Below are 19,265 nucleotides of genomic sequence, written 5' to 3'. Positions count from 1 at the left end.
AAAAGTCATGAAGAAATGTTGTGTATTGATTCCCTACTACAATGCGGGCGACGCACTGATTGCCGCCATTTCGTCAATTGATTGCGCGATAACTTTACCTGAAGTCATCGTGGTGGATGATGGAAGCACGCGGCTGCGCGCGAAAGACGTACTGGACCGGTATGGGGGGGCATTAGCTATCAGGCTCGTTGAGTTGACAAAAAACGTAGGAATCGAGAATGCTCTCAATGCTGGATTATTGGCATACGGTCGTGAATACGAATTTATCGCGCGGCTTGATTGCGGAGATCTATGTATCAACAACCGCATTGCCAAACAAGTGGCAATGCTTGAAGAAAATTCGCATATTTATTTGGTGGGAAGCTGGGTTGAATTTGTTAATGCGGAATGCGTAATGCAATACGAGCTTAGGCATCCGGAAAGATTTGAAATTATCAAGAAAAAGATGTTTCTGAATCCGACGTTCACACACCCGGCTGTCATGTTCCGTAGCTCAGTCCTCGATTCAGTGGGGTTATACCCGACGAATTTCAAAGCGGCGGAGGATTACGCGTATTTTTTTAACATCATCTCCAGGCATGAGGCGACAAATATTCCGGAGTCACTTGTCCGTTGTTTGATCGATCTGCATGGCATTTCTACGAAGAAAAGAAAGATACAGATCATCAATCGCATAAGAATAATATTGACAAATTTTGAGCCAGATCCGTGGGCCATATACGGCCTTGTGCGTTCGATGATTCTATTGATGACGCCGCGCAGTTTTACCGTGTTCCTGAACTCCATACGGAGCCGACTGGCAGGCGGACACCGACCCGTAGCGGGGGCGCCGCGTCGATGAAAATCATGCACATTATCGAGGCGACCGCGACGGGTACGCTCTCCATGGTCGCGCTCCTAGCGAACGGGCAGGCCGCTGCGGGACATGCAGTTGAGGTTATCTATTCTTTGCGCCCAGAAAGCCCGAAGGAGGTTTCTGCAATGTTTCACGCTGAAGTTTCACTTAAGAATTTGCAGCTTTCCAGTTCGACTGAAAAGCTGTTCGGGTTTTTGCGCATCCGCCGTACTCTGCTCGGCTCGGAGCCCGATGTTGTGTTCATGCATTCATCATACGCGGGATTTATTGGACGTGTCGCAGCGCTAGGCGCATTGATCAAGACAAGGTTTTACTATATTCCACACTGCATCTCGTTCATGCGCGCCGACGTCTCGAGAATAAAGAAGGCGATGTTTATCCTGTTGGAGAAGATCGCATCGCTGAAGCGCTCGGAGTTTGTCGCATGCTCCAGAAGCGAGCGCAACGAAATCGAAAAATATATTCGCTTTCGTGATTGCCGACTCATAGAAAATGCAACAGATTTCAGTAAGGCATTCAAATGGAGAGAACGTCTCGAAGGGGCGCCTCATATCATTGTGACGACGGGGCAGATCCGACGGCAAAAGGGCCCGCGGCAGTTCGCTCGTATTGCGGCCGCGGCGCGAGAATCACGGTTGAATGTCTCGTTTGTCTGGATCGGGGATGGCGAGCCGGAGTTTCGTTCAGAACTGGAAGCATCGGGCGTGCTTGTCACTGGCTGGATGTCGCGATCGGATGTCATTGAGCGACTCAAGCAAGCGCACGTTTATATGTCTACCTCACATTGGGAGGGCATGCCGGTTGCCATGATAGAGGCGATCGGAGAGTCTCTGCCTGTTGTTGCATCAAACTGTGCAGGAAATGTCGACGTCATAGATCACGGACGCACCGGTTTGCTATTTGATGATATTGCAGAAGCGAACTTGGCTCTCCTTTCTCTCATCGAATGTCCGCAGTTCGCGCGTGACCTCGCGAGTGCCGCGTGGACTGAGTCGCGACTCCGCTTTGATCGTAAACGGTATCTGGCGGAATTTTCAAAGCTCATACAGCCATGTGCTCACGAGGATGGTGATAGCAGGAAAGTATCTGCCGGCCCAGGATCGATTGTGCATTGATGGAAGCTGAGTTATCGATGGGATACTCAGAATGTCACGTCTTCGCTAAAACGTCACAATGCCCTAGAATGCTGTGGCGCGCATTTTGGGGGGGCAGCAATAATTGCGCTTGCAGACCACGGATTTACAGATATGAAAGCACTGTTTGCTGGAGCGCACGCCGGAGATCATAATTTTCAACGTATCCTGACGAATATCGGGTGGTTATGTTTCGAGCGTTCCTCACAGATTGCCATCGCTGTGCTGATCAGCGGCATATTCGCGCGCTATTTTGGGCCAGAAGTCTTTGGAAAGTGGCAGTACGCTAATACGTTGCTTGCTGTAATCATACCGGTCACGTGGGTGTGCGGCGCTGAGATTCTCGTTCCGACGATGGTCAAGGTTTCTCCGAGCGAAATTGGTGTCGTGTTAGGTAGCGCCTCCGCGTTGCGGATGAGCGTGTCGTTCGTCGCACTGCTCTCGACATGGGCCTGCATATGGATGCATCTTACAGATCCTGTGGTCGGCTCGATTCTGGTTGGGTTGGCGGTCTCGATGCTTTTTCGCGAGCCAATTGTCGGCGTGATAAATGCGTGGCTACAGAGCATTACGTTTGGCCGCCCTCAATTGTTGGCGAGCGTACTCGCGGCGGTAGCGAAGGCGGTCGCCGTTTATGCACTAGCGCACATGTCTTTCGGAGCACCATGGTTTGGCTGGCTCTGGGCGCTGGAGTCAGCTGTGATCTCCAGCGCGATGGTGGTCTATTTCCGCTCTCGTCACGGTGGTGCGCTTGGTTGGAGTGTGGATAGGGGTTTGCTTCGGCAGTTTGCAAAATCCGGCCTTGTTTTCTGGCTCGGTCTAGTTTGCATGTATTTATTTCTAAAGACTGATCGGCTAATGCTCGCTCGCGAAGTGTCATTCGTCGAATTAGGAAGGTACTCAGCAGCACAGCAGTTGAACGAGAGTTGGATTGCGGTGACGTTGATGCTTGCGCAAACGGTTGCGCCGTCCTTTGTTTATCGCGTCCAACAAGTCGGACAATTGCGTCGCAATATGATTAGACTGTTCGCGATGACTATCGCATTAATGAGCGTTGGCGCCTGTGTATTGGATTTTCTAGCGCACACCATTGTTACGAAAATCTTCGGGCCGGCGTATCTAGAGTCAATAAGGATTTTTCGCTTGGCCGTCTGGCTCGCATTGCCGGCTGGCTTAGAAACGATGGGCAATCTCGTCCTATTAAAATATCAGGCGAAATTTGTCGTGCTGGTAAAGTGGGTCATCGCTCTCGCTGTCGCGTATTTCATAAATCGTTGGTCGATTCCCCATTATGGTTCGGACGGAGCGCTCATGGGTCTTGCGTTGGGATACGTTTCTGCACTATTCGTCAACGTAAGTTATATAGTGTTGCGCCTTCGCGCAAAGCGAGAGCAACAAGAAGTGACCAAAAAAAACGGAGAACAATGAAGATGCCGTTGGTTACAGTCCTGATGCCGGTCCATAACGGAGAAGCGTTTCTGCGACTGGCAATTCAATCGATACTTGATCAAACCTTCAGGGACTTTGAGTTTCTGATCATAAACGATGGATCGATCGATGGTACTGCTGAAATTCTCGCCTCCTTTGAGAGCACAGAAGGGCGTGTGCGCGTCATAGCACAGCAGAACGCAGGTATCGTCGCTGCCCTTAATCGAGGGATGGTTGAAGCTCGTGGCGTCTATCTTGCTCGAATGGACGCAGACGATATCGCGGATCCTAGGCGTATCGAGTTACAACTTAGGGAATTTGAACGCGACGCGCATCTCGTTGCGTGTGGGACCGATTTCATCAAATTTGGCGTAGCGACGCGTAAGGTCAAGATGCCGAAGACTGATGCGCAGTGCTATCTGTTTCAGTTGATCAAGCCATGTTTTGCTCATCCGAGCGTCATGTTGCGCATGGATGTTGTGAGAAAGAATGCGCTCTCTTATGCGTCTGACTACGCATACGCGGAGGATTACAAGCTATGGTCGGAGCTGGCTCATTTAGGGACGTTTCGTAATATTTCACGTCCGTTGTTACATTATCGGTTGCATCCCAACCAGATCGGGTCTACGAAGATATTACGTCAACGGGCGATTCACCTCCGTGTTGCCACAGAGAACTTTGCGCGTTTCGAGGTTGCGGTCGATTCGACGGAACTTGAGGCTTTCCTATGGCCGACCGGAAAGGGAGTTCAGGATGCGGTGCGTTATCTTTTGCGTACGAGTCGATTTGTCGGCTCCCTGCTTATGCATCGGCAACTCCGAGATGTGTACTTTTTGCGTGTTCTCTCGCGGGTATTTCTCGCGAATTTGTTACGCGCAGTTTTCAAATCGGTTTCGATGCAGAGCTATCGTTGAAAGTGGTGTGCGCGTCGCCGGGCGGAGGCAGGAGAAGGCGGTGGCGATTGAAGGAGAATGTTGCTTCCCACGGTAACACTTCCTCAATCGAACTCCACCACCATGGCGCTGGTCAGGACCGGCCAAAGAGGGTGTGCGTGCACCAGGCCTTCAGCGTCCTCGCGTTGCTTGCGCAAGGACGCGAGTTGCTGGGCAAGACGCGGCATGACGATGGTAGCTGCCTGAGTACCGGGCACGATCACAGCCTGTTCGCTGAGCGCTTGGACGATTTCGGCAGCTAGGCTCTTGCCCATGCGAGGTGCGAGTTTGGTGAGGCGGTTGGCGAGTGTTTTCTCGCTGGCTGAGGCGAGCTCGGCGGGTGACGGGTATCGCTCAAGCAGATCGAGCACGGCCGGATGGTCGAGGCGCGGCCCCAGGACCCGTTCCAGCGCCGGATGGATCTGGGTGAGCAGACCTCCGAATGCGGTTGCTGGTCTGCGTGATCTGGGCTGCGAGGTCGTCGTCGAAGCCGCACAGCATGGTGAGTTCGGCGAGTGGTTCGTCAGCCAGTCGAAGTGAGCGCAGCGTATGCGGCATTGAGCGCGCAGCTTCAGCAATGATGGCGGCATCGCGGGCATCGGTCTTGGTTTCACCAGCGTGCAGGTCAGCGATGCGGCGCATAGCCAGACCCGGTAGATATGTGACCAGAATACCTTCATCACGGACGACTGCCGCGGGCAGCGCGCCAATGGTGGCGGGCTGATCGACGACGAACAGAAGTTGGCCGTGTGTCTTGAGCTCCGTAACGAGCGCGCGCAATTTGGCTTCATCGTTGGGCAGCGCCTTGTTGTACAAGCGCTTTCCGTTCCGATCGAGAGCGACGGCATGATGGTGGCCTTTGCCGACATCGACGCCAACGAATACATCGACGGAGCTATGTTGTTGGTTTTCTTGCATCGAAGGTTTTGCAGGTTGAGCGGTTTGGTCTGCAACAACGGTGGCAAGTCTTGGCATCCACGTTACGGACGGCCTCAAGATACTCCGGCCGAGCCCCTATTAGCGATCACCAGCTAACCACCAGGCCCGGTGACAACCCTCCCCGGATCATGACTGCGACTGGGGCGAGAATCATGGCGGGCCTGGCTGGCCAAATCCTCAATTGTCGAGGAACGAAGATAGTAACGGGGGCGAAGCGGTTCCAGCGCTTGACGAACTCCGGCGTAAAACGCTTTACCCAGCGCATGATCGTCGTATGCGCCAGCGACAAACCCCGCTCGGCCATCATCTCGACAAGATCGCGCAGACTGAGCTTGTAGCGAAGGTACCAGCGCACACACAGAACAATGATCTCCCGATCAAAATGCCGTTCATCGAACATCCCCTCCACACCTTTCCGCTTGCTTATCTCCGGCCACCGATTGATTAGATAATCACTTTAACCGATCCAATAGATCTATTTGCGCCAGAACCCAGGGCATCATAGGACTTCGGCCCGTGTATGGAAAATTCTGTCCTGCCTGGAAGTTTGCAGGCCGCATAGAACAAGAAAATTCGTGCAGGTAACCTGGTTGCGATGCGCTTAAAGTTGGAGCTAACCAATCGGGGATAAGCGCATGTGACACGTTTCAGTTGCAGGTGGACTCTCCGGGGTGCCCGAATGGTTTGCTGATGATTATCGGCGCATGCATCATGCTGACAGCCAGTTCGACTTATCCGATTCCGGCTCGTCGCTTTGTGGTGATGCTGTTAACTTTCCCGTCTTTTGTTTTGATGCGAAATGGCGGATTTCGGTTGTTTCAATCTGGAGATTTGTGATCTTCTCGCCATCGGCCTGCGGCCAGATGAAGCGGCCGCGTTCCAATCGCTTCGACAGCAGCTAGAGCCCGTCGTCGGTAGCCCAAAGCAGCTTCACGAGATCGCCTCGACGTCCGCGGAAGATGAACACGTGGCCACCCAGCGGATTCTCCTCGAGCGCCGCCTGTACCTTCGTGGCAAGGCCCCGGAAGCCGCGGCGCATGTCCGTGACGCCCGCCGCAAGCCAGATGCGGGTGCCGGCCGGTAATGTAATCACTTCAGGCACTCCTGCAGGAATGCTTCGGCGCGCTCGGCAGACAGCCCACGAATCCGCACGAGCCGTTTGCCGACCTCCACTTCAATTTCGCACACGGGCATCGGTGCGGGAACACCGCTTATCACCTTTGACGTCGTGTTTCCTGTCGGCTGTGGCGCCGGCAGCATCAACGCGGAATCGATCACGTCAACTCTTAGCAACTCCGTGCCTGTCATGGCCGATGGCGCAGCTTCCAGTACCGGCAGCTCCAGCTTGCCTTCCCGATATTGCTTGCGCCACCCGAACACGACGTTGGCGTTGATGTCGTGCCGCCGCGCGACGATCGACACCGACATGCCTGGTTCCAACGTTTCCCTGATCACTTGCTGCTTGAATTCCCGCGCATATGTGCGATGCGCCGGGCGCGCTGCATTCGGCATAGCTGACCATCTCCGTCAATCTAAACGCGATGATCGTGCGCCGGGAAAATCAGCATCGGGAAACGGTCGGGCCGAGTCGCTTACAGTAGATCCGCTCTTGTAGCACTATCACTTGTGTCGAACTCTATCGTTCGTTCACATTCGTTTATCAACGATTTTCTCGGGAGGCACGCCGGGCGCCCACTACGCCCTGCGCGCCCAGGTCGCTCAACCCTAACTGATCTAAAATTAACGAGGGGTTGGGGCGCTCGAAATTTCCCGGTTAAATTACTTGAAATTTATTGCGGCTTGAAAATCTCCCATTTATCCAGTGGCCCAGTACTTTGGAACGAAGTTCCTCCAAATTCTTTAACAATGGCATTGACTGCATTCAGACCTGTCGTAATCGCACCCTCGGCCCATCCCCCAGTCCACGAAATATCATCCCCAGCGAGGATAAATCTGCGTTGCTCAGGTGTAGATGACTCCGCAAATCTGGAGAATAGTTGTCGCTGATATTTATAATGACCGGGAAGGTTGTTTTTGAAGGCGCCAATATAAAATTTATCAAGATCCCATGCAACAGAAATGTAATCCTTGTTGAGATGCTCATCCAGTTTTATATTGGGATAAATTTCTTTCAGAGCCATCAGTCCTTTTTGTGCTCGCTCTTCAGGAGTGAAAGGTAAAAATTTTAGGGCATCGTCGTTCCATGTGTATGTCAGACATACCGCAGCCTTTCCTGCGTAGTTTAGGAGATACGTCCCTCTGGTCAGGCGATCCGAAAGAGTTGTGCTCATCACATATTTTTCTGTCGTCGGATCTTTTTCTGTCCAGAATGCGGTTTTTGCCGAGACGAAAGTTTTGCCTGATTGCATATAGTGCGTATATTCGATTGCTTCCCATGTATCCTCATCAAGCAGTCTTCGCATTTTTGCACCCAGTTCCGATGTGTCTCGCATCATCTGGAGTACACGTACATGTGGTGTGTATATAACTGCATCCATTGACACTTCATGCATCTTCGTATCTTTGCTGATATATCTGATTGTGTAGTTTTTGCCGATTCTGTCATAGGCAATATCATGAACAACGTTGCCGTAAATATCAGATCCCGGATCTTTCAGGAAGAAATCCTTCGCAATGGACTCAAGGGTCTTTGTGCTGATCTGATGTGACGTGCGAGTCTGAAATACAGCATCTTCAAAATCAACTGGATTTTTGGTAAATAATCTCTTCGGGAGAGTATCGACACCATCCAGGCATAGTTTGTGGTTCGACTCCATTTCGGAATAGGCGACTCTAAGCAATTCGAGAAAGGAGTTTGTGTAATTGGTATTCCAACCTCCAGATCCAAATCCAACCTGTCCGAAAAGTTCTATTTCTTCAAAGCTCCATTTCGCATTTTCCACAAGCACTTGATGAAAGCTTTTGTTATCCCAGCCATCATCTAAAAGATTTTTCCAATGTTCCTTTATCTTCGCAACATTTTTTTCTGGATCGGAAAGGTATTCCTGCATCTTGTCAATCAATATCGGTGGTGAATTTAGAAAATTTTTCCACTTTTCGGAAAGTTTCTTATATTTTTCCTGTAGTGGATATTTTTCATTATTGACGTCATAATAATCAGGATTGTCGCGATAGTGGATGAGAGTTCCGGGCGATGCTTTTGTGCCTGGGTTGGGGAAATCGGCCATATTGGATATCATCCCGACTTTCTCGAAATAATGGAAGAGTGTTTTGCAGCTCGGCGGAAATCGCATGGCTCCTAATTCTGCAATGCTATCATTTGTTAATTTATGGGAATACATTCGTCCTCCGATTCGTTCGCTGGCTTCGAATATAATCGGTTCAAATCCGGCGCGCAGTAATTCATATCCCGCCACGACTCCACAAATTCCTCCGCCTATGATGGCTATGCGTTTTGAATCTGCATCCACTGGTCCAGAAAAAGGAGTTTTTAATTGTTTTTTGGCATTATCTAGAAATTTAGCGTAGTCAAACGGAAAATCAGGCATTGCTGCTGTTGTGTTGGCGACTGGATTCTCTGCGCCGGAAGCCGGTGCGATCATGGAGGGTATGCTAGCTGACATGATATTTGTTCCTTAACCAAGTGTGAAAGTTATGTTACGTAGGCTGGTGCGTTCTGACTCCTGTCCCAATGCGTTGGGGCAGTGGTAACAGCTTGCCTCCAGCGAAACAGACTTCATATCGCGAACCTTTTAAGTTCACTTCATCAGATACTGATGCTTGGCCGTTGGGGGACGAGCAAGCCTATGCTTGTACGGAGGCGGCGAAACTCTTTAGCGGGGTGGGATATTGGGCATGGTACACACGCGGAAGAATTGATGACAGTCTTTCAGGCGAGTGCGCTATGGCTGAAAATCTCGGGCTGAATAAGCTGCGGTCCGATGGCCGAGGCGTGGGCGAAGCGGTTGTGTAGGTGGTCACGACTCGTGGCAGCGTCCGATTACCGGATGCGTTGGACGGGAGGGCGTTCGTGCGAGAAGCGAATTGTGCGTTCGACGTTGATAATCAGGTGATATTGTTCCCCAGCAGTGACTAGGGCAATTGTTGCTGGTAATCTGCTGAGGCTGCGCTGTTGGTAAATTTGCCTGCTGATCGCGAGTGGTCGACCTAGTGGTATCGGCACAGAGAGGTAGTGGTCGGTCGCGATAGCGAAGTACTTGGGGAGGGCCCGCGACCAGTGAATCTCTGCGAGTCTACACACAATAAGTGACGAGCGAACAGTCCCTTGCTACGCAGCAATAGGATGCTTGCCAATATTGTCGATGGTACGACGCGACGAATTCAGTGCAAGACTGAAGGCATTCTTGATGCGCCTCGATGCGTTACGCATATCTGCCCCGTACTAACGTCGTAGTAACACATCCGCGCTGCGAGCGGCGTCCTCAGGCAGTGCATCCTCGGCTTCATTGTGACTTAGGTCGCCGATGCATGGAATGCGGATCATCGCGGTCGGGCAATGTTTCGCGACGCGAATCGCATCATGCCCCGTGCCGCTAACGATTTTCTGGTTCGGATAATCGAGCGTATCGTCCACGCAGGTTTGGTCGAAGGGTGTTGGCAGGCTAATCCAGTGCCGACTGATCTTTGCTGAAACCCTGCGTTGTGTGGCGACGGCGCGGAAGCGAGCGCATGTCTCGCCTTCCATCTCCATGATCGAGGCGTCGGCCGGATGGCGGAGATTAACCGTGAACGCCACGTCTCCGGTGATCGTGTTACGCGATGGGTTGATTTGCTTGAGACTGCAGTGTAAGTCGGGCTGCGACGCGAGTGAGTCAAACGTGGCGCTGGCTCGAAACTCAAGCCAAGCAAAAACTCGTTAGCTACCACGAACCATCGTTGAATCACCTGGCGCACTAGGTGCGACGCAATCTGTCCTGCTTGCCTTCTCAACCGGTGCCATGCGCGGTTTGGCTACAATTCAGCACGTACAACATCGCATCGTCATCGGCCTTTAGTGCCAAGGGGGAACGCTTCGCTTATGATACCCGGGTATAACCGAACCCCGTCATATCGACGTTCCGATCTGGAATGGCTCGCACCCGAGTTCCGCACGTGTGGCGATGAGTTGCCGGATGAAGGCGTTCAACAGATTACTTCGCGCTCCCTTTTTTGTGATCAGTTCATAGAGGGACCAATAGCCAATTTTGTCCGGCAGAATAGGGCGAATTTCATCGGGCATCGTCCAGTTTTTTGCATAGTGGTCGGGTAGGTATGCAGTGTACTTTCCAGACAGCACAAAGTTGACTAGGCCTTCCACCGCCGAGGCTGAAGCTCCGACGCGAAAATTTCGTTCAAATTCAGGAATCTGGGCGCTGGAAACGTACCCCCGTGCAGCGTGCTCTGAAGCCAGGACATCTTCAAGCGTCAGGTTGTCAGGTGCCTGCTCAAACAGGGGATGACCTCGTCCGCAATAGAGGTTCATGTGCGACGTAAAAAGTGGTTCAAAATCCAAGCTTTGCCGCCGGGTCGGAAAGAACCCGATTCCGAGATCGCAGGCACCATCGAATACCATCTGCTCCACGTCGTTGGGGGTCACGACGTAGAGAATTACCTCTGCATCACGACCGTCTTTCTCCTTGAAATCACGAATGGCCTGATGCAAGCGGAAGGTCGGGTTGAAGATGGAATTATCGATCACACTGATGTGGAGCCGTCCCGTTACCCGCCCCGCCGCAGATGCAACCGATGATCGGAATTCGTCCATTGAACGAAAGAGCGTCTGGCAAGACTCATGGACCGCTTTGCCTTCATCAGTCAACCAGAAGCCTGAGCGGCCGCGGTGGCAGAGTCGAAAGCCCAAGCGCTCTTCAAGCTGCCTCATTTGCATGCTGATGTTCGCCTGACTGACATTCAGCGCCTCCTGGGCGGGGGCGAATCCGCGATATCGCACCACGGTCATGAAGACGCGCAGCAGGCGGAGGTCCACGTCTGACACGGCACCGATCATATCACCTCCATACTTCAGGAAAAACTGAAGTGAAAGTAAATAACTTACTATAGATCGAGATAATTTCGCGTGCAACCATGCAGTAACTCGCTACCACCACGACGTATCCTCCACCGTGACGGGAAAAGGAGCCAACTTTGTCAGCTTTTATCGCATTGGTGCTCAACGGACTAACGCTTATTTGCATCCTGATGTTGGTTGCTCTAGGACTGGCCGTCATTTACGGGCTTATGGGGGTGATTAACCTCTCTCACGGTGAATTCATCACCGTGGGGGCTTTCTTTTTGTCTTTGGTGCAGGGGCTCGGTGGGAGCTTCTGGCTGGCGCTGGTCCTCGTGCCACTGGTGGGTGCGCTGCTCGGTTTTCTGGTCGAGCGAATGCTAATCTGTCACCTGTATACGCGACCTGAAGCAACCGTTCTGGCCACTTGGGGGCTCAGTCTGATCATTCAGCAGTTACTGCAGTTGATCTTTGGGGCAGCTCCCCAAAAGGTAACAACGCCGTTGACGACAACGGTCCAGATTCTGGGGGCTGTATATCCTGTCTACCGGCTCGTACTGATCGGACTTGCGGTGACGATCATCGCTGCGTGCTATGTGCTTATGCGCAAAACGGCCTTTGGCCTGGATCTGCGTGCCATGATTCAAAACCGTGAGATGGCCGATGCGTTGGGAGTAAACACGAAGCGTGTGAATACCATGGCTTTCGTATTGGGTGCGGCGCTGGCGGGTATTGCGGGAGTGTTGATTGCGCCACTCACCGCCGTGGTTGCACAGATGGGTGTCAACTATCTCGCTCGTTCTTTCTTCGTCGTGATTGTCGGCGGTGCAGGCAGTATTCCCGGCGTGATAGCTGGTAGTACGGTTGTCGGAGGCTCAGAGACTCTCCTTGACTACGTTATCCCGTCGACGCTCTCGCAGGCACTCGTATTGGTGTTTGCAATTGTTATCGTGCGCCTTCGTCCGAACGGTCTGGTATCTGCTTAACCATGAGATCATGATGTCCAGATCAAACTTCCCTTCAGTTCGTGCGCAGACGCTATCGCTGATCGGTACGTATACTTTCGTTGCGATCCTCATTGCATCACCATACCTGTTTGACTATTACACTGTTTCCCAGATCCGGGACGCCCTTTTGTTTGCAATGCTGGCGTTAGGGTTGGATTTTCTCTGGGGAAAGACAGGCATCCTTAGTTTTGGTCACGCTGCATTCTTCGGTGCGGGTGCCTACGGCGTCGCTGCTGTCTCGGCTCACGCAGGTCTGGACCCGGTAGTCGCACCGTGGGTTGGGATTATCGTGGGTTTGACCATGGCCGCCCTGGTCAGTCTGATTGTCGGCTATTTCCTGATTTACAGCGAGGTGCGAGGGCCATACTTCGCGATCGTGACATTGGCGCTCGCCGTGATTGCGGACCATATCGTGGTGGGTTGGTCGAGCATGACAGGCGGCAACGCAGGTTTGCTGGGGATACCACCTTTGCAATTCCCTTTGATTGGAGGTTGGGCGCCGTTGGGTCCGAACGGCCAATACTGGTTCATCGCAAGCGTCACTGGCTTGACTGCCTTCGTGATCTGGAGCTTATGTCGAAGACGCTATGGAATGATCCTGTTGGCGATGCAGGATAACGAGTTGCGGGCGCGAGCGCTTGGACACGATACCTCATTGCATCTGCTGGTTGTGTTCGTCGCGTCAGCTGTGATTGCCTCCATTGGGGGGGGGCTTTATGCGACTACCGTCGGTTTTGTCGCGCCGGATTCCATTGGATTGGTATTGTCCACTCAAGCGATCATATGGGTTGCAATCGGTGGGCGCGGCACGCTGATTGGACCTATTATTGCAACGATACTGGTGATATGGTTGGAACAAAAGGTAAGTAGCTTCGATACCAAACTCTGGCCATTGATTATTGGCACAATCTTCATTCTCGCGGTCTTTGTTTTTCCCGACGGGATTCTGCCGAAGCTCGGACGAGTGGTCGATAGAATTCGCCCGCCGTCTCCCGATGGAGATGCTCACGCAACAAAAGGTCCGATCGGGAAAAGTGTCCGAGAGACTAGTGGTGAAGAGGGGTTGTGGAAATGAAGGCGTTGCTATCGGCGAACCATGTAAGCAAGCGATTCGGCGGCGTCGTGGCAGTCAAAGATGTCACGATTGAGATCGCTCCTCTGGAGGTTAAATGCATCATTGGCGCGAACGGTGCAGGCAAGAGCACGCTTTTCAATATCCTGTGTGGCTCGATCAAAACAGATACTGGCAGGCTCCTGTTTGAAGGAGAGGATATTTCGAGGTTACCGTTGCACCGATTCTCGAGAATCGGGATCGCACGGAAATTTCAGATCCCCAGTGTTTTCAATTCGCTGACCGTTGAGCAGAATCTGTCGATCGGGCTGACTCGGAATATGACGAAAGTCGACGCCTGCGAACGTGTGGAGCAGGTTCTATCGCTTATCGGCCAGGATCACCTGTGCCGTCAATTGGCCGGTAACCTGGCTCATGGCCAGAAGCAATGGCTTGAAATCGGAATGGCATTGGTGGCGAAGCCAAAACTGCTACTTCTGGATGAGCCGACGGCAGGCATGACGCCAGACGAAACCCAACGGTCTGCTGACTTGATCTTGCGCATGGCGGCCCATACTGCCGTGGTTGCTATCGAGCATGACATGAGTTTTGTTAGGGCGCTCGGTTGCCACACCTACGTTATGCATCAAGGAAGGTTATTGGTGGATGGTCTGTTTAGCGATATAGAGCGAAACAGCCTTGTTCGAGACGTTTATCTAGGCAAGGCATGAAATGATCGAGATAAAAAATCTTCAGGCAGGGTATGGCACTATACCCGCGCTCCACGACGTTTCGTTCGCGATAGACAGCGGTGAAACACTTGTCTTGCTCGGGCGCAACGGCGTTGGGAAAACAACATTGCTCAGAGCCCTCATGGGTATATTGAAGCCCACGTCCGGGCAGGTTCTGCACAAAGGTATTGACATCACAGGCTCGGCTCCACATGAGATTGCGCGCGCAGGTATCTCCTATGTTCCGCAGGGCAGAGGAATATTTCCGAAGCTGACCGTTGAAGAGAACCTGCTTGTGGGGCTTCGTGCCCGGCGAGACAAAAAGAAAGCTATACCGCCTGAAATCCTCGATTATTTTCCGATCCTTCGCGAGCGGTTCTCCCAGCTGGGAGGAACATTTTCTGGCGGCCAGCAGCAGATACTCGCTCTTGCCAGAGCGCTTTGCGGAGCACCAGACGTTTTACTCCTTGACGAGCCGTCAGAGGGTATCCAGCCGTCGATTGTCCAGCAGATAGGTGAGTTGATCAGGACATTCAACAAGGATCTTGGCCTGACCGTGTTGCTGGTCGAACAAAACCTGGAGCTTGCACGGCAAGCCGCCGCGCGATGCCTCGTTATGTCCAGAGGACGTATATCCGGGGCGCTGGATATGAAGGATCTGCATGATGAAGAGAAAGTCTTTGAAGCGCTTGCAGTTTGACCATTGCCAAGACCCGATTGATGGAGAGGGGAAGTAAATGTCAGATAACCAGTTCGATAAACCCAACAACGGAATCCAATCGCAGAAGCGGCGATCGCTGTTGAAGGCCGGAGGGGGCCTCGCAACGCTAGCTAGCGCAGGAACGCTTGGATTCCCGGGGTTGTTGTTTGCAAAGGACAAGGTCAAGATTGGTTTTCATTCGGCTCTCACCGGTCTGGAGACAATCCTCGGCGAGACGCAGCTCGCATGTTTCAAGCTTGCCGTCGAGGAGATCAATGCTGCGGGAGGCATTGGTGGGCGAGTGGTCGAATATGTTGTGGAAGATAACCAGACAACAACGCGCGGTGCCATCGACAAGACCCGAAAATTTATCTATGAGGACAAGGTCGACGTCATCATCGGCATGATCACCAGCTTGGAGCGTCAAGCGACGTTAAGCGTGTCAGCGCCAGCCAAGAAGCTGGTGATCTATCCTACCTACTATGAAGGCGGTGAGTGCAATCGTTATCTGGTCTGTACCGGGCAAATTCCCAATCAGTCTGTCGATCCCCTCGTTCCATGGCTCAAAAAGAATGTCGGAAAGTCGGTATATATCGCCGGCTCCGACTACATTTGGCCTCGCAAGACTTCCGACGCAATCGAAGCTGCCTTTGTCAAGATGGGGGGCACGGTGTTGGGGAAGGAATTCTTTCCGTTTGGCACGCAGGATTTTGCCCCGGCACTCGATCGCATCCGTGCTGCGAAGCCCGATGTCGTATGGGAACTTTTCGCCGGCGCCGATGCGGTGTCGTTCGTGAAGCAATTCGCGAGCTTCAAACCCGGTGGTCGCCTTGTCAGCAACGGAATCGACGAACTCTTCACAACCTCTGTTGGCGGTTCGGCAGTCGAAGGCCTGATCGCAAATCAATCATATTTCACAACACTTGATCTGCCTGCGAACAAAACGTTCCTTGAGAAGTATCGTGCGAAAAACGGTCCGACTGCATTGGTCAATGCGATTGCCGAATCCACCTACGTGGGGACTTGGTTATACGCAAAGGCGGTAGAAAAAGCGGGCAGTACCGAGACAGAAAAGGTGATCAACGCGTTACGTTCGGTTTCCTTTTCGGCTCCCCAAGGTGATGTGCGCCTGAATGCGTCGAATCAGCATTTGATCGCCAGCAGTATTGTGGGATCTTGCCGCAAGGATGGGCTATTTGACATTATTGAGAACTTCGGGCCGATCAATCCGCTTGTTCCGGAATGTAGATTGGCTTGAGAAAAATTTCATTCAATTGCGTTGTTTGGCCGGATGCGCGAGTGCGCACGCCGTCATGCTCATCTGAATAAGTCGTAACGTCGTGACATATCTCTCCTCATCTATCTTGGCGCTGCGCGAAAGTATCATCCGAGGCGAGCTTTCCGCAGAGAGTCTTTGTAAGGCTGTGCTTGGACGTATTGCGGTTGTCTCTCCCCGGGTGGGGGCGATGTGCGACGTCACGGCAGCTTCCGCACTCGAGGAGGCTATCAAGATTGACCGCGCGGTTGCGCAGCGTGAACCGGTCGGTAAACTCGCTGGAATTCCGATTGCCGTCAAGAGCAACATTGATACGGTACCAGCGATTTGCAGCGCTGGGCTCCCCCATCTGCAAAACTATCGTCCGATTACGGATGCGACGGTTGTTGCTCGTGTCCGGAACGCTGGAGCAGTTGTCATCGGCTCGACCGAGACGGATTGTGGTGGGTTCGGTGTCGTGTCGCCGGGTGTTTTGAATCCGAGCTTTCCGGACAAGATCACGGGAGGATCAAGTGGTGGGTCCGCCGCGGCAGTGGCTGCAGGCTTTTGTAAAGCAGCTATTGGGACTGATACCGGAGGTAGCGTCCGCATTCCTGCAGCTTGTTGTGGAGTCATCGGATTTAAGCCCACACGAGGGAGAGTTTCTACCCATGGCGTCCTTCCGCTCGCGGGTTCGGTCGATCATGTTGGAGTTCTGGCGTTATCGGTTGGCGACATACGATCGGTGATGGAGGTGATCGATCCTGCCTTTGCTTCGATGTCACATGAGAGGCAATCCCGCATGCCTGTTATAGGTATTGCAAGGGCATATGTCGCTGATGCTTCGCCGACCGTTGCAGATATGTTCGGTGAGCTGATCGAGCGGTGTGCGACTCTCGGTTACGGCATTCGTGAGGTAGATGTGCCTCGGCCAGATGAGATTATCGGAAGCCACCTGGTTCTTTCGCTGACGGAGGCAGCGTGCTTCCATCTCGACAACAGGACTGTGCAAATTGACCTGCTCCCGGGAGCTGCGCGCGAAAGCCTTCTGCGTGGCCTGGAATACAAGGGTTACGAATATTTTCACGCGCTTCGAGAACGGAAGAATTTTGTGAACCGGATGCAGGAGGTGTTCTTGCAGGTGGACTTTGTCGCGCTCCCGACCATACCGGTTCTCCCTCCCGACCGGGATAGTTCAGTCGAAGTTGTTGACAATGCCAAAGTGAATCTGCTCGAGGCATTGATTCGATATACAGCGCCGTTCAATCAAAGTGGTCATCCTTCTTTGGCAATGCCATGGCGGCCACCGGGGCAGCACGAAGTCGCCAGTGTCCAACTCGTCGGTCCGTTAAATTCTGACAGTCGGCTGCTTGATATGGCGGAGTTTCTGGAGCAGCGGATCAATGGGTTTGGAAAATGATTTCACTATTGAAAAGGTAACGGTTTATTCATTTCGCATGCAGCGGAGTACTTGTGTAGCAAACGCGATCGAACATCATTCGTAAGCTCTATGTTGGATCCTCTGTGGTTGGCATGAACGCAAGACGCAAGGTTTCCGCGGTCCAGAGAACACGCAGGCATTTTCCTCACGCTTTGGTTGGATTCATCACCATTTGGCGTTACCGCGACACTGGATGACGGCAGTCCACTATCGTGCACAACTCGCTGCGCGTTTGATGGAGTGGGAAGGTGGGAGAAACATACAATTCTGAAACGCTATTAATAAGGATGACTTATTTTACAGGTGATTCGAAATCAATTTTTCTCAGCTCGACAATGCCATTATCTTCTGCCAGATAAAGGGCCTTAGAGATATGTGGCTATGGGATTTGTGCAAGTCTCGGACCTTGGTTCAGTGTGTGCTCCGGGATCCTGTTGATTCCAGATGCGATGGCGAGCGTAGCAACGTTTCAGAGGCGGCTAGACCATGAGAGATCATCAGATTCAGGAGCATCGGCTGGATAGTAACGACCGGGACGAAATCAGCAGTTTCATCCGGTCAAGATATGCCGACAATCGCTTTACGTCGCTAGGTGCCACGAAAAGCACCTGCACCATGGTCGGGCTTGAATGGCATGGCGTAGCGATCTATGACGTCAATCACGAAGAGCCATTTTCCCTGTCGTTCGAAGACGGGCGAGGCAACTATTTGATTATGTCATGCAATCGCGGCAGATCAACGTTCACTAACTCTGAACGGCGCGCACAATGTATGGCAGGGGATGTCATGCCGATCTCGCTATCTGGGAGCGCGTCATGTTTGACTCAGGAGGAAAGGTTTGCTCATCTTTCGATCGTTGTCGATGCAGGGAAATTCTCCGGCTTCATGGCGCAGTGGATCGGTCATCCGGTTACTGAACCGATAGAGTTTGACCTCCAGCCATTGCCTCAACAAGCCGCCAGACAATGGAATATGACGGCGAATTGCCTGCATCAGATGATGCTGATGCAGCCGCTACCGGACACAGCGGCTCAGGCATTGATCGAACATATGTTAAAAATACTGGTGATGGGACATCCCAACAGCTATAGCTCCTTTCTTTGCAGCGACCACTATGTTGAAGAGCGGTATGTGCGGGCCGCGGTTAATATGATCATGAAGGATCCGATACGATGGAATACCTTGATCTCGATCGCGTACGAATTAGGATGCTCGGCGAATGCGCTTGAAAAGGGAATTAGGCGCTTGACTGGTCACAATGCCATCGAGATCTTTTACGATGCCCGGCTGACCTGCGTCAACCGCACGTTGGCTAGAGGAGAAGGGGGAAGTTTCGTCAATACGCTACGGGCATACGGGTTTTCCGTCTCAGAGCGTTTTGTTCAGGACTATAGTCTTCGCTTCGGAGAGCCTCCCAGTGCAACGTATCGACGAAATCCTAATGCAGAGGATGTCGGCTCCATCTCGTTTTCGCCCATGGACGCCATGTGCGAGCAGTCGATCAATCGCTTCATTGATGCCTCACTCGGCCAGCCCATCAGCCTCGCCGATCTTGCGCAACTTCTCGGCATGACTGAGCAAGCAACCATCACGGCCTTCAAGAACCGGTTCTCGCGAACACCCATGCAATACGTTGTTGAGAGAAGGCTGGAGCGTGCACGATGGCTACTGAGTGATACTTCGGCCAGTATTCTCTCAATCGCACTCGAAACCGGATTCGGCACCCAGAGCTACCTCACGACGACGATGAAGAAGTATCTCGGCACTACGCCACGGCAGGTAAGGGCCTCTGCTCGCACGTCCGACACCGGATCAAGGTAAGCG

General features: G+C 52.5%; 17 protein-coding genes and 2 pseudogenes. 12 read left to right on the top strand and 7 right to left on the bottom strand.

The window, feature by feature from the left end; translation table 11 throughout:
* The first annotated feature begins 7 nt into the window (after window positions 1-7).
* The 4 genes from AC1ECK_RS09535 (at window position 8) to AC1ECK_RS09520 (ending at window position 4,331) form a co-directional block, all read left to right on the top strand.
* Window positions 8-841: a glycosyltransferase gene (locus tag AC1ECK_RS09535; protein ID WP_480318274.1), complete on the top strand. Its 834-nt coding sequence runs from the start codon at window positions 8-10 to the stop codon at window positions 839-841.
* Complete coding sequence (locus tag AC1ECK_RS09530; protein ID WP_480318272.1) at window positions 838-1,971, top strand: glycosyltransferase; 1,134 nt, start codon at window positions 838-840, stop codon at window positions 1,969-1,971. Before AC1ECK_RS09535 ends, AC1ECK_RS09530 begins: the two co-directional genes overlap by 4 nt.
* Before the next feature lie 132 nt (window positions 1,972-2,103).
* Window positions 2,104-3,417 (top strand): MATE family efflux transporter, encoded by a 1,314-nt coding sequence (locus AC1ECK_RS09525; RefSeq protein WP_480318270.1) that lies wholly within the window; start codon window positions 2,104-2,106, stop codon window positions 3,415-3,417.
* Window positions 3,414-4,331, top strand: coding sequence for a glycosyltransferase family 2 protein (locus AC1ECK_RS09520; protein WP_480318268.1), 918 nt, complete (start codon window positions 3,414-3,416; stop codon window positions 4,329-4,331). Before AC1ECK_RS09525 ends, AC1ECK_RS09520 begins: the two co-directional genes overlap by 4 nt.
* 107 nt (window positions 4,332-4,438) lie before the next feature.
* Here the strand turns inward: AC1ECK_RS09520 and AC1ECK_RS09515 are convergent.
* Window positions 4,439-5,267 (bottom strand): annotated as a pseudogene (locus tag AC1ECK_RS09515) (IS110 family transposase); the annotation flags it as partial.
* Between the two features lie 235 nt (window positions 5,268-5,502).
* Window positions 5,503-5,688: pseudogene (locus AC1ECK_RS09510) on the bottom strand (IS6 family transposase); the annotation flags it as partial.
* 271 nt (window positions 5,689-5,959) lie between these two features.
* On the opposite strand from AC1ECK_RS09510, the gene AC1ECK_RS09505 reads away from it, so the two are divergent.
* Window positions 5,960-6,190, top strand: coding sequence for a hypothetical protein (locus AC1ECK_RS09505; RefSeq protein ID WP_480318266.1), 231 nt, complete (start codon window positions 5,960-5,962; stop codon window positions 6,188-6,190).
* On the opposite strand, the gene tnpB is transcribed toward AC1ECK_RS09505, so the two are convergent.
* From tnpB to AC1ECK_RS09480, 5 genes are all read right to left on the bottom strand, one after another.
* Window positions 6,187-6,381 carry an IS66 family insertion sequence element accessory protein TnpB gene (tnpB, locus tag AC1ECK_RS09500; RefSeq protein WP_480318264.1) on the bottom strand — a complete coding sequence of 65 codons (195 nt, stop codon included), beginning with the start codon at window positions 6,379-6,381 and terminating at the stop codon, window positions 6,187-6,189. The two genes, AC1ECK_RS09505 and tnpB, sit on opposite strands and share 4 nt — an antisense overlap.
* On the bottom strand, window positions 6,378-6,800 hold the full coding sequence (locus AC1ECK_RS09495) for a transposase (RefSeq protein ID WP_480318262.1): 423 nt from the start codon (window positions 6,798-6,800) through the stop codon (window positions 6,378-6,380). Before AC1ECK_RS09495 ends, tnpB begins: the two co-directional genes overlap by 4 nt.
* 278 nt (window positions 6,801-7,078) lie before the next feature.
* On the bottom strand, window positions 7,079-8,872 hold the full coding sequence (locus AC1ECK_RS09490; RefSeq protein ID WP_480318260.1) for a flavin monoamine oxidase family protein: 1,794 nt from the start codon (window positions 8,870-8,872) through the stop codon (window positions 7,079-7,081).
* A 779-nt stretch (window positions 8,873-9,651) separates the two neighbouring features.
* Complete coding sequence (locus AC1ECK_RS09485; RefSeq protein WP_480318258.1) at window positions 9,652-10,005, bottom strand: hypothetical protein; 354 nt, start codon at window positions 10,003-10,005, stop codon at window positions 9,652-9,654.
* Between the two features lie 309 nt (window positions 10,006-10,314).
* Entirely contained in the window at window positions 10,315-11,256 is a 942-nt protein-coding gene (locus AC1ECK_RS09480) for a LysR family transcriptional regulator (RefSeq protein ID WP_480318256.1), read from the bottom strand.
* Between the two features lie 137 nt (window positions 11,257-11,393).
* Here AC1ECK_RS09480 and urtB point away from each other — a divergent pair, with 137 nt between their 5' ends.
* The 7 genes from urtB to AC1ECK_RS09445 all read left to right on the top strand — a co-directional run bounded on the left by urtB (window position 11,394) and on the right by AC1ECK_RS09445 (window position 19,262).
* Window positions 11,394-12,242 carry an urea ABC transporter permease subunit UrtB gene (gene urtB, locus AC1ECK_RS09475; RefSeq protein ID WP_480318254.1) on the top strand — a complete coding sequence of 283 codons (849 nt, stop codon included), beginning with the start codon at window positions 11,394-11,396 and terminating at the stop codon, window positions 12,240-12,242.
* A 10-nt stretch (window positions 12,243-12,252) separates the two neighbouring features.
* The gene (locus AC1ECK_RS09470; protein ID WP_480318252.1) at window positions 12,253-13,338 is read left to right on the top strand and encodes a branched-chain amino acid ABC transporter permease; all 1,086 of its coding nucleotides are present in this window, start codon (window positions 12,253-12,255) and stop codon (window positions 13,336-13,338) included.
* Entirely contained in the window at window positions 13,335-14,045 is a 711-nt protein-coding gene (locus AC1ECK_RS09465) for an ATP-binding cassette domain-containing protein (protein WP_480318802.1), read from the top strand. Before AC1ECK_RS09470 ends, AC1ECK_RS09465 begins: the two co-directional genes overlap by 4 nt.
* Before the next feature lies 1 nt (window position 14,046).
* Window positions 14,047-14,745: an ABC transporter ATP-binding protein gene (locus AC1ECK_RS09460; RefSeq protein ID WP_480318250.1), complete on the top strand. Its 699-nt coding sequence runs from the start codon at window positions 14,047-14,049 to the stop codon at window positions 14,743-14,745.
* A 37-nt stretch (window positions 14,746-14,782) separates the two neighbouring features.
* Window positions 14,783-16,003, top strand: a complete 1,221-nt coding sequence (locus tag AC1ECK_RS09455; RefSeq protein ID WP_480318248.1) for a substrate-binding protein — start codon at window positions 14,783-14,785, stop codon at window positions 16,001-16,003.
* An 82-nt stretch (window positions 16,004-16,085) separates the two neighbouring features.
* Window positions 16,086-17,420: an amidase gene (locus AC1ECK_RS09450; protein WP_480318246.1), complete on the top strand. Its 1,335-nt coding sequence runs from the start codon at window positions 16,086-16,088 to the stop codon at window positions 17,418-17,420.
* Between the two features lie 507 nt (window positions 17,421-17,927).
* Window positions 17,928-19,262 carry a helix-turn-helix domain-containing protein gene (locus AC1ECK_RS09445; protein ID WP_480318244.1) on the top strand — a complete coding sequence of 445 codons (1,335 nt, stop codon included), beginning with the start codon at window positions 17,928-17,930 and terminating at the stop codon, window positions 19,260-19,262.
* Window positions 19,263-19,265 lie beyond the last annotated feature (3 nt).

The sequence above is a fragment of the Paraburkholderia sp. SSBN10T genome (assembly GCF_056619545.1).
This window is presented reverse-complemented; position numbering and strand designations above follow the sequence as displayed.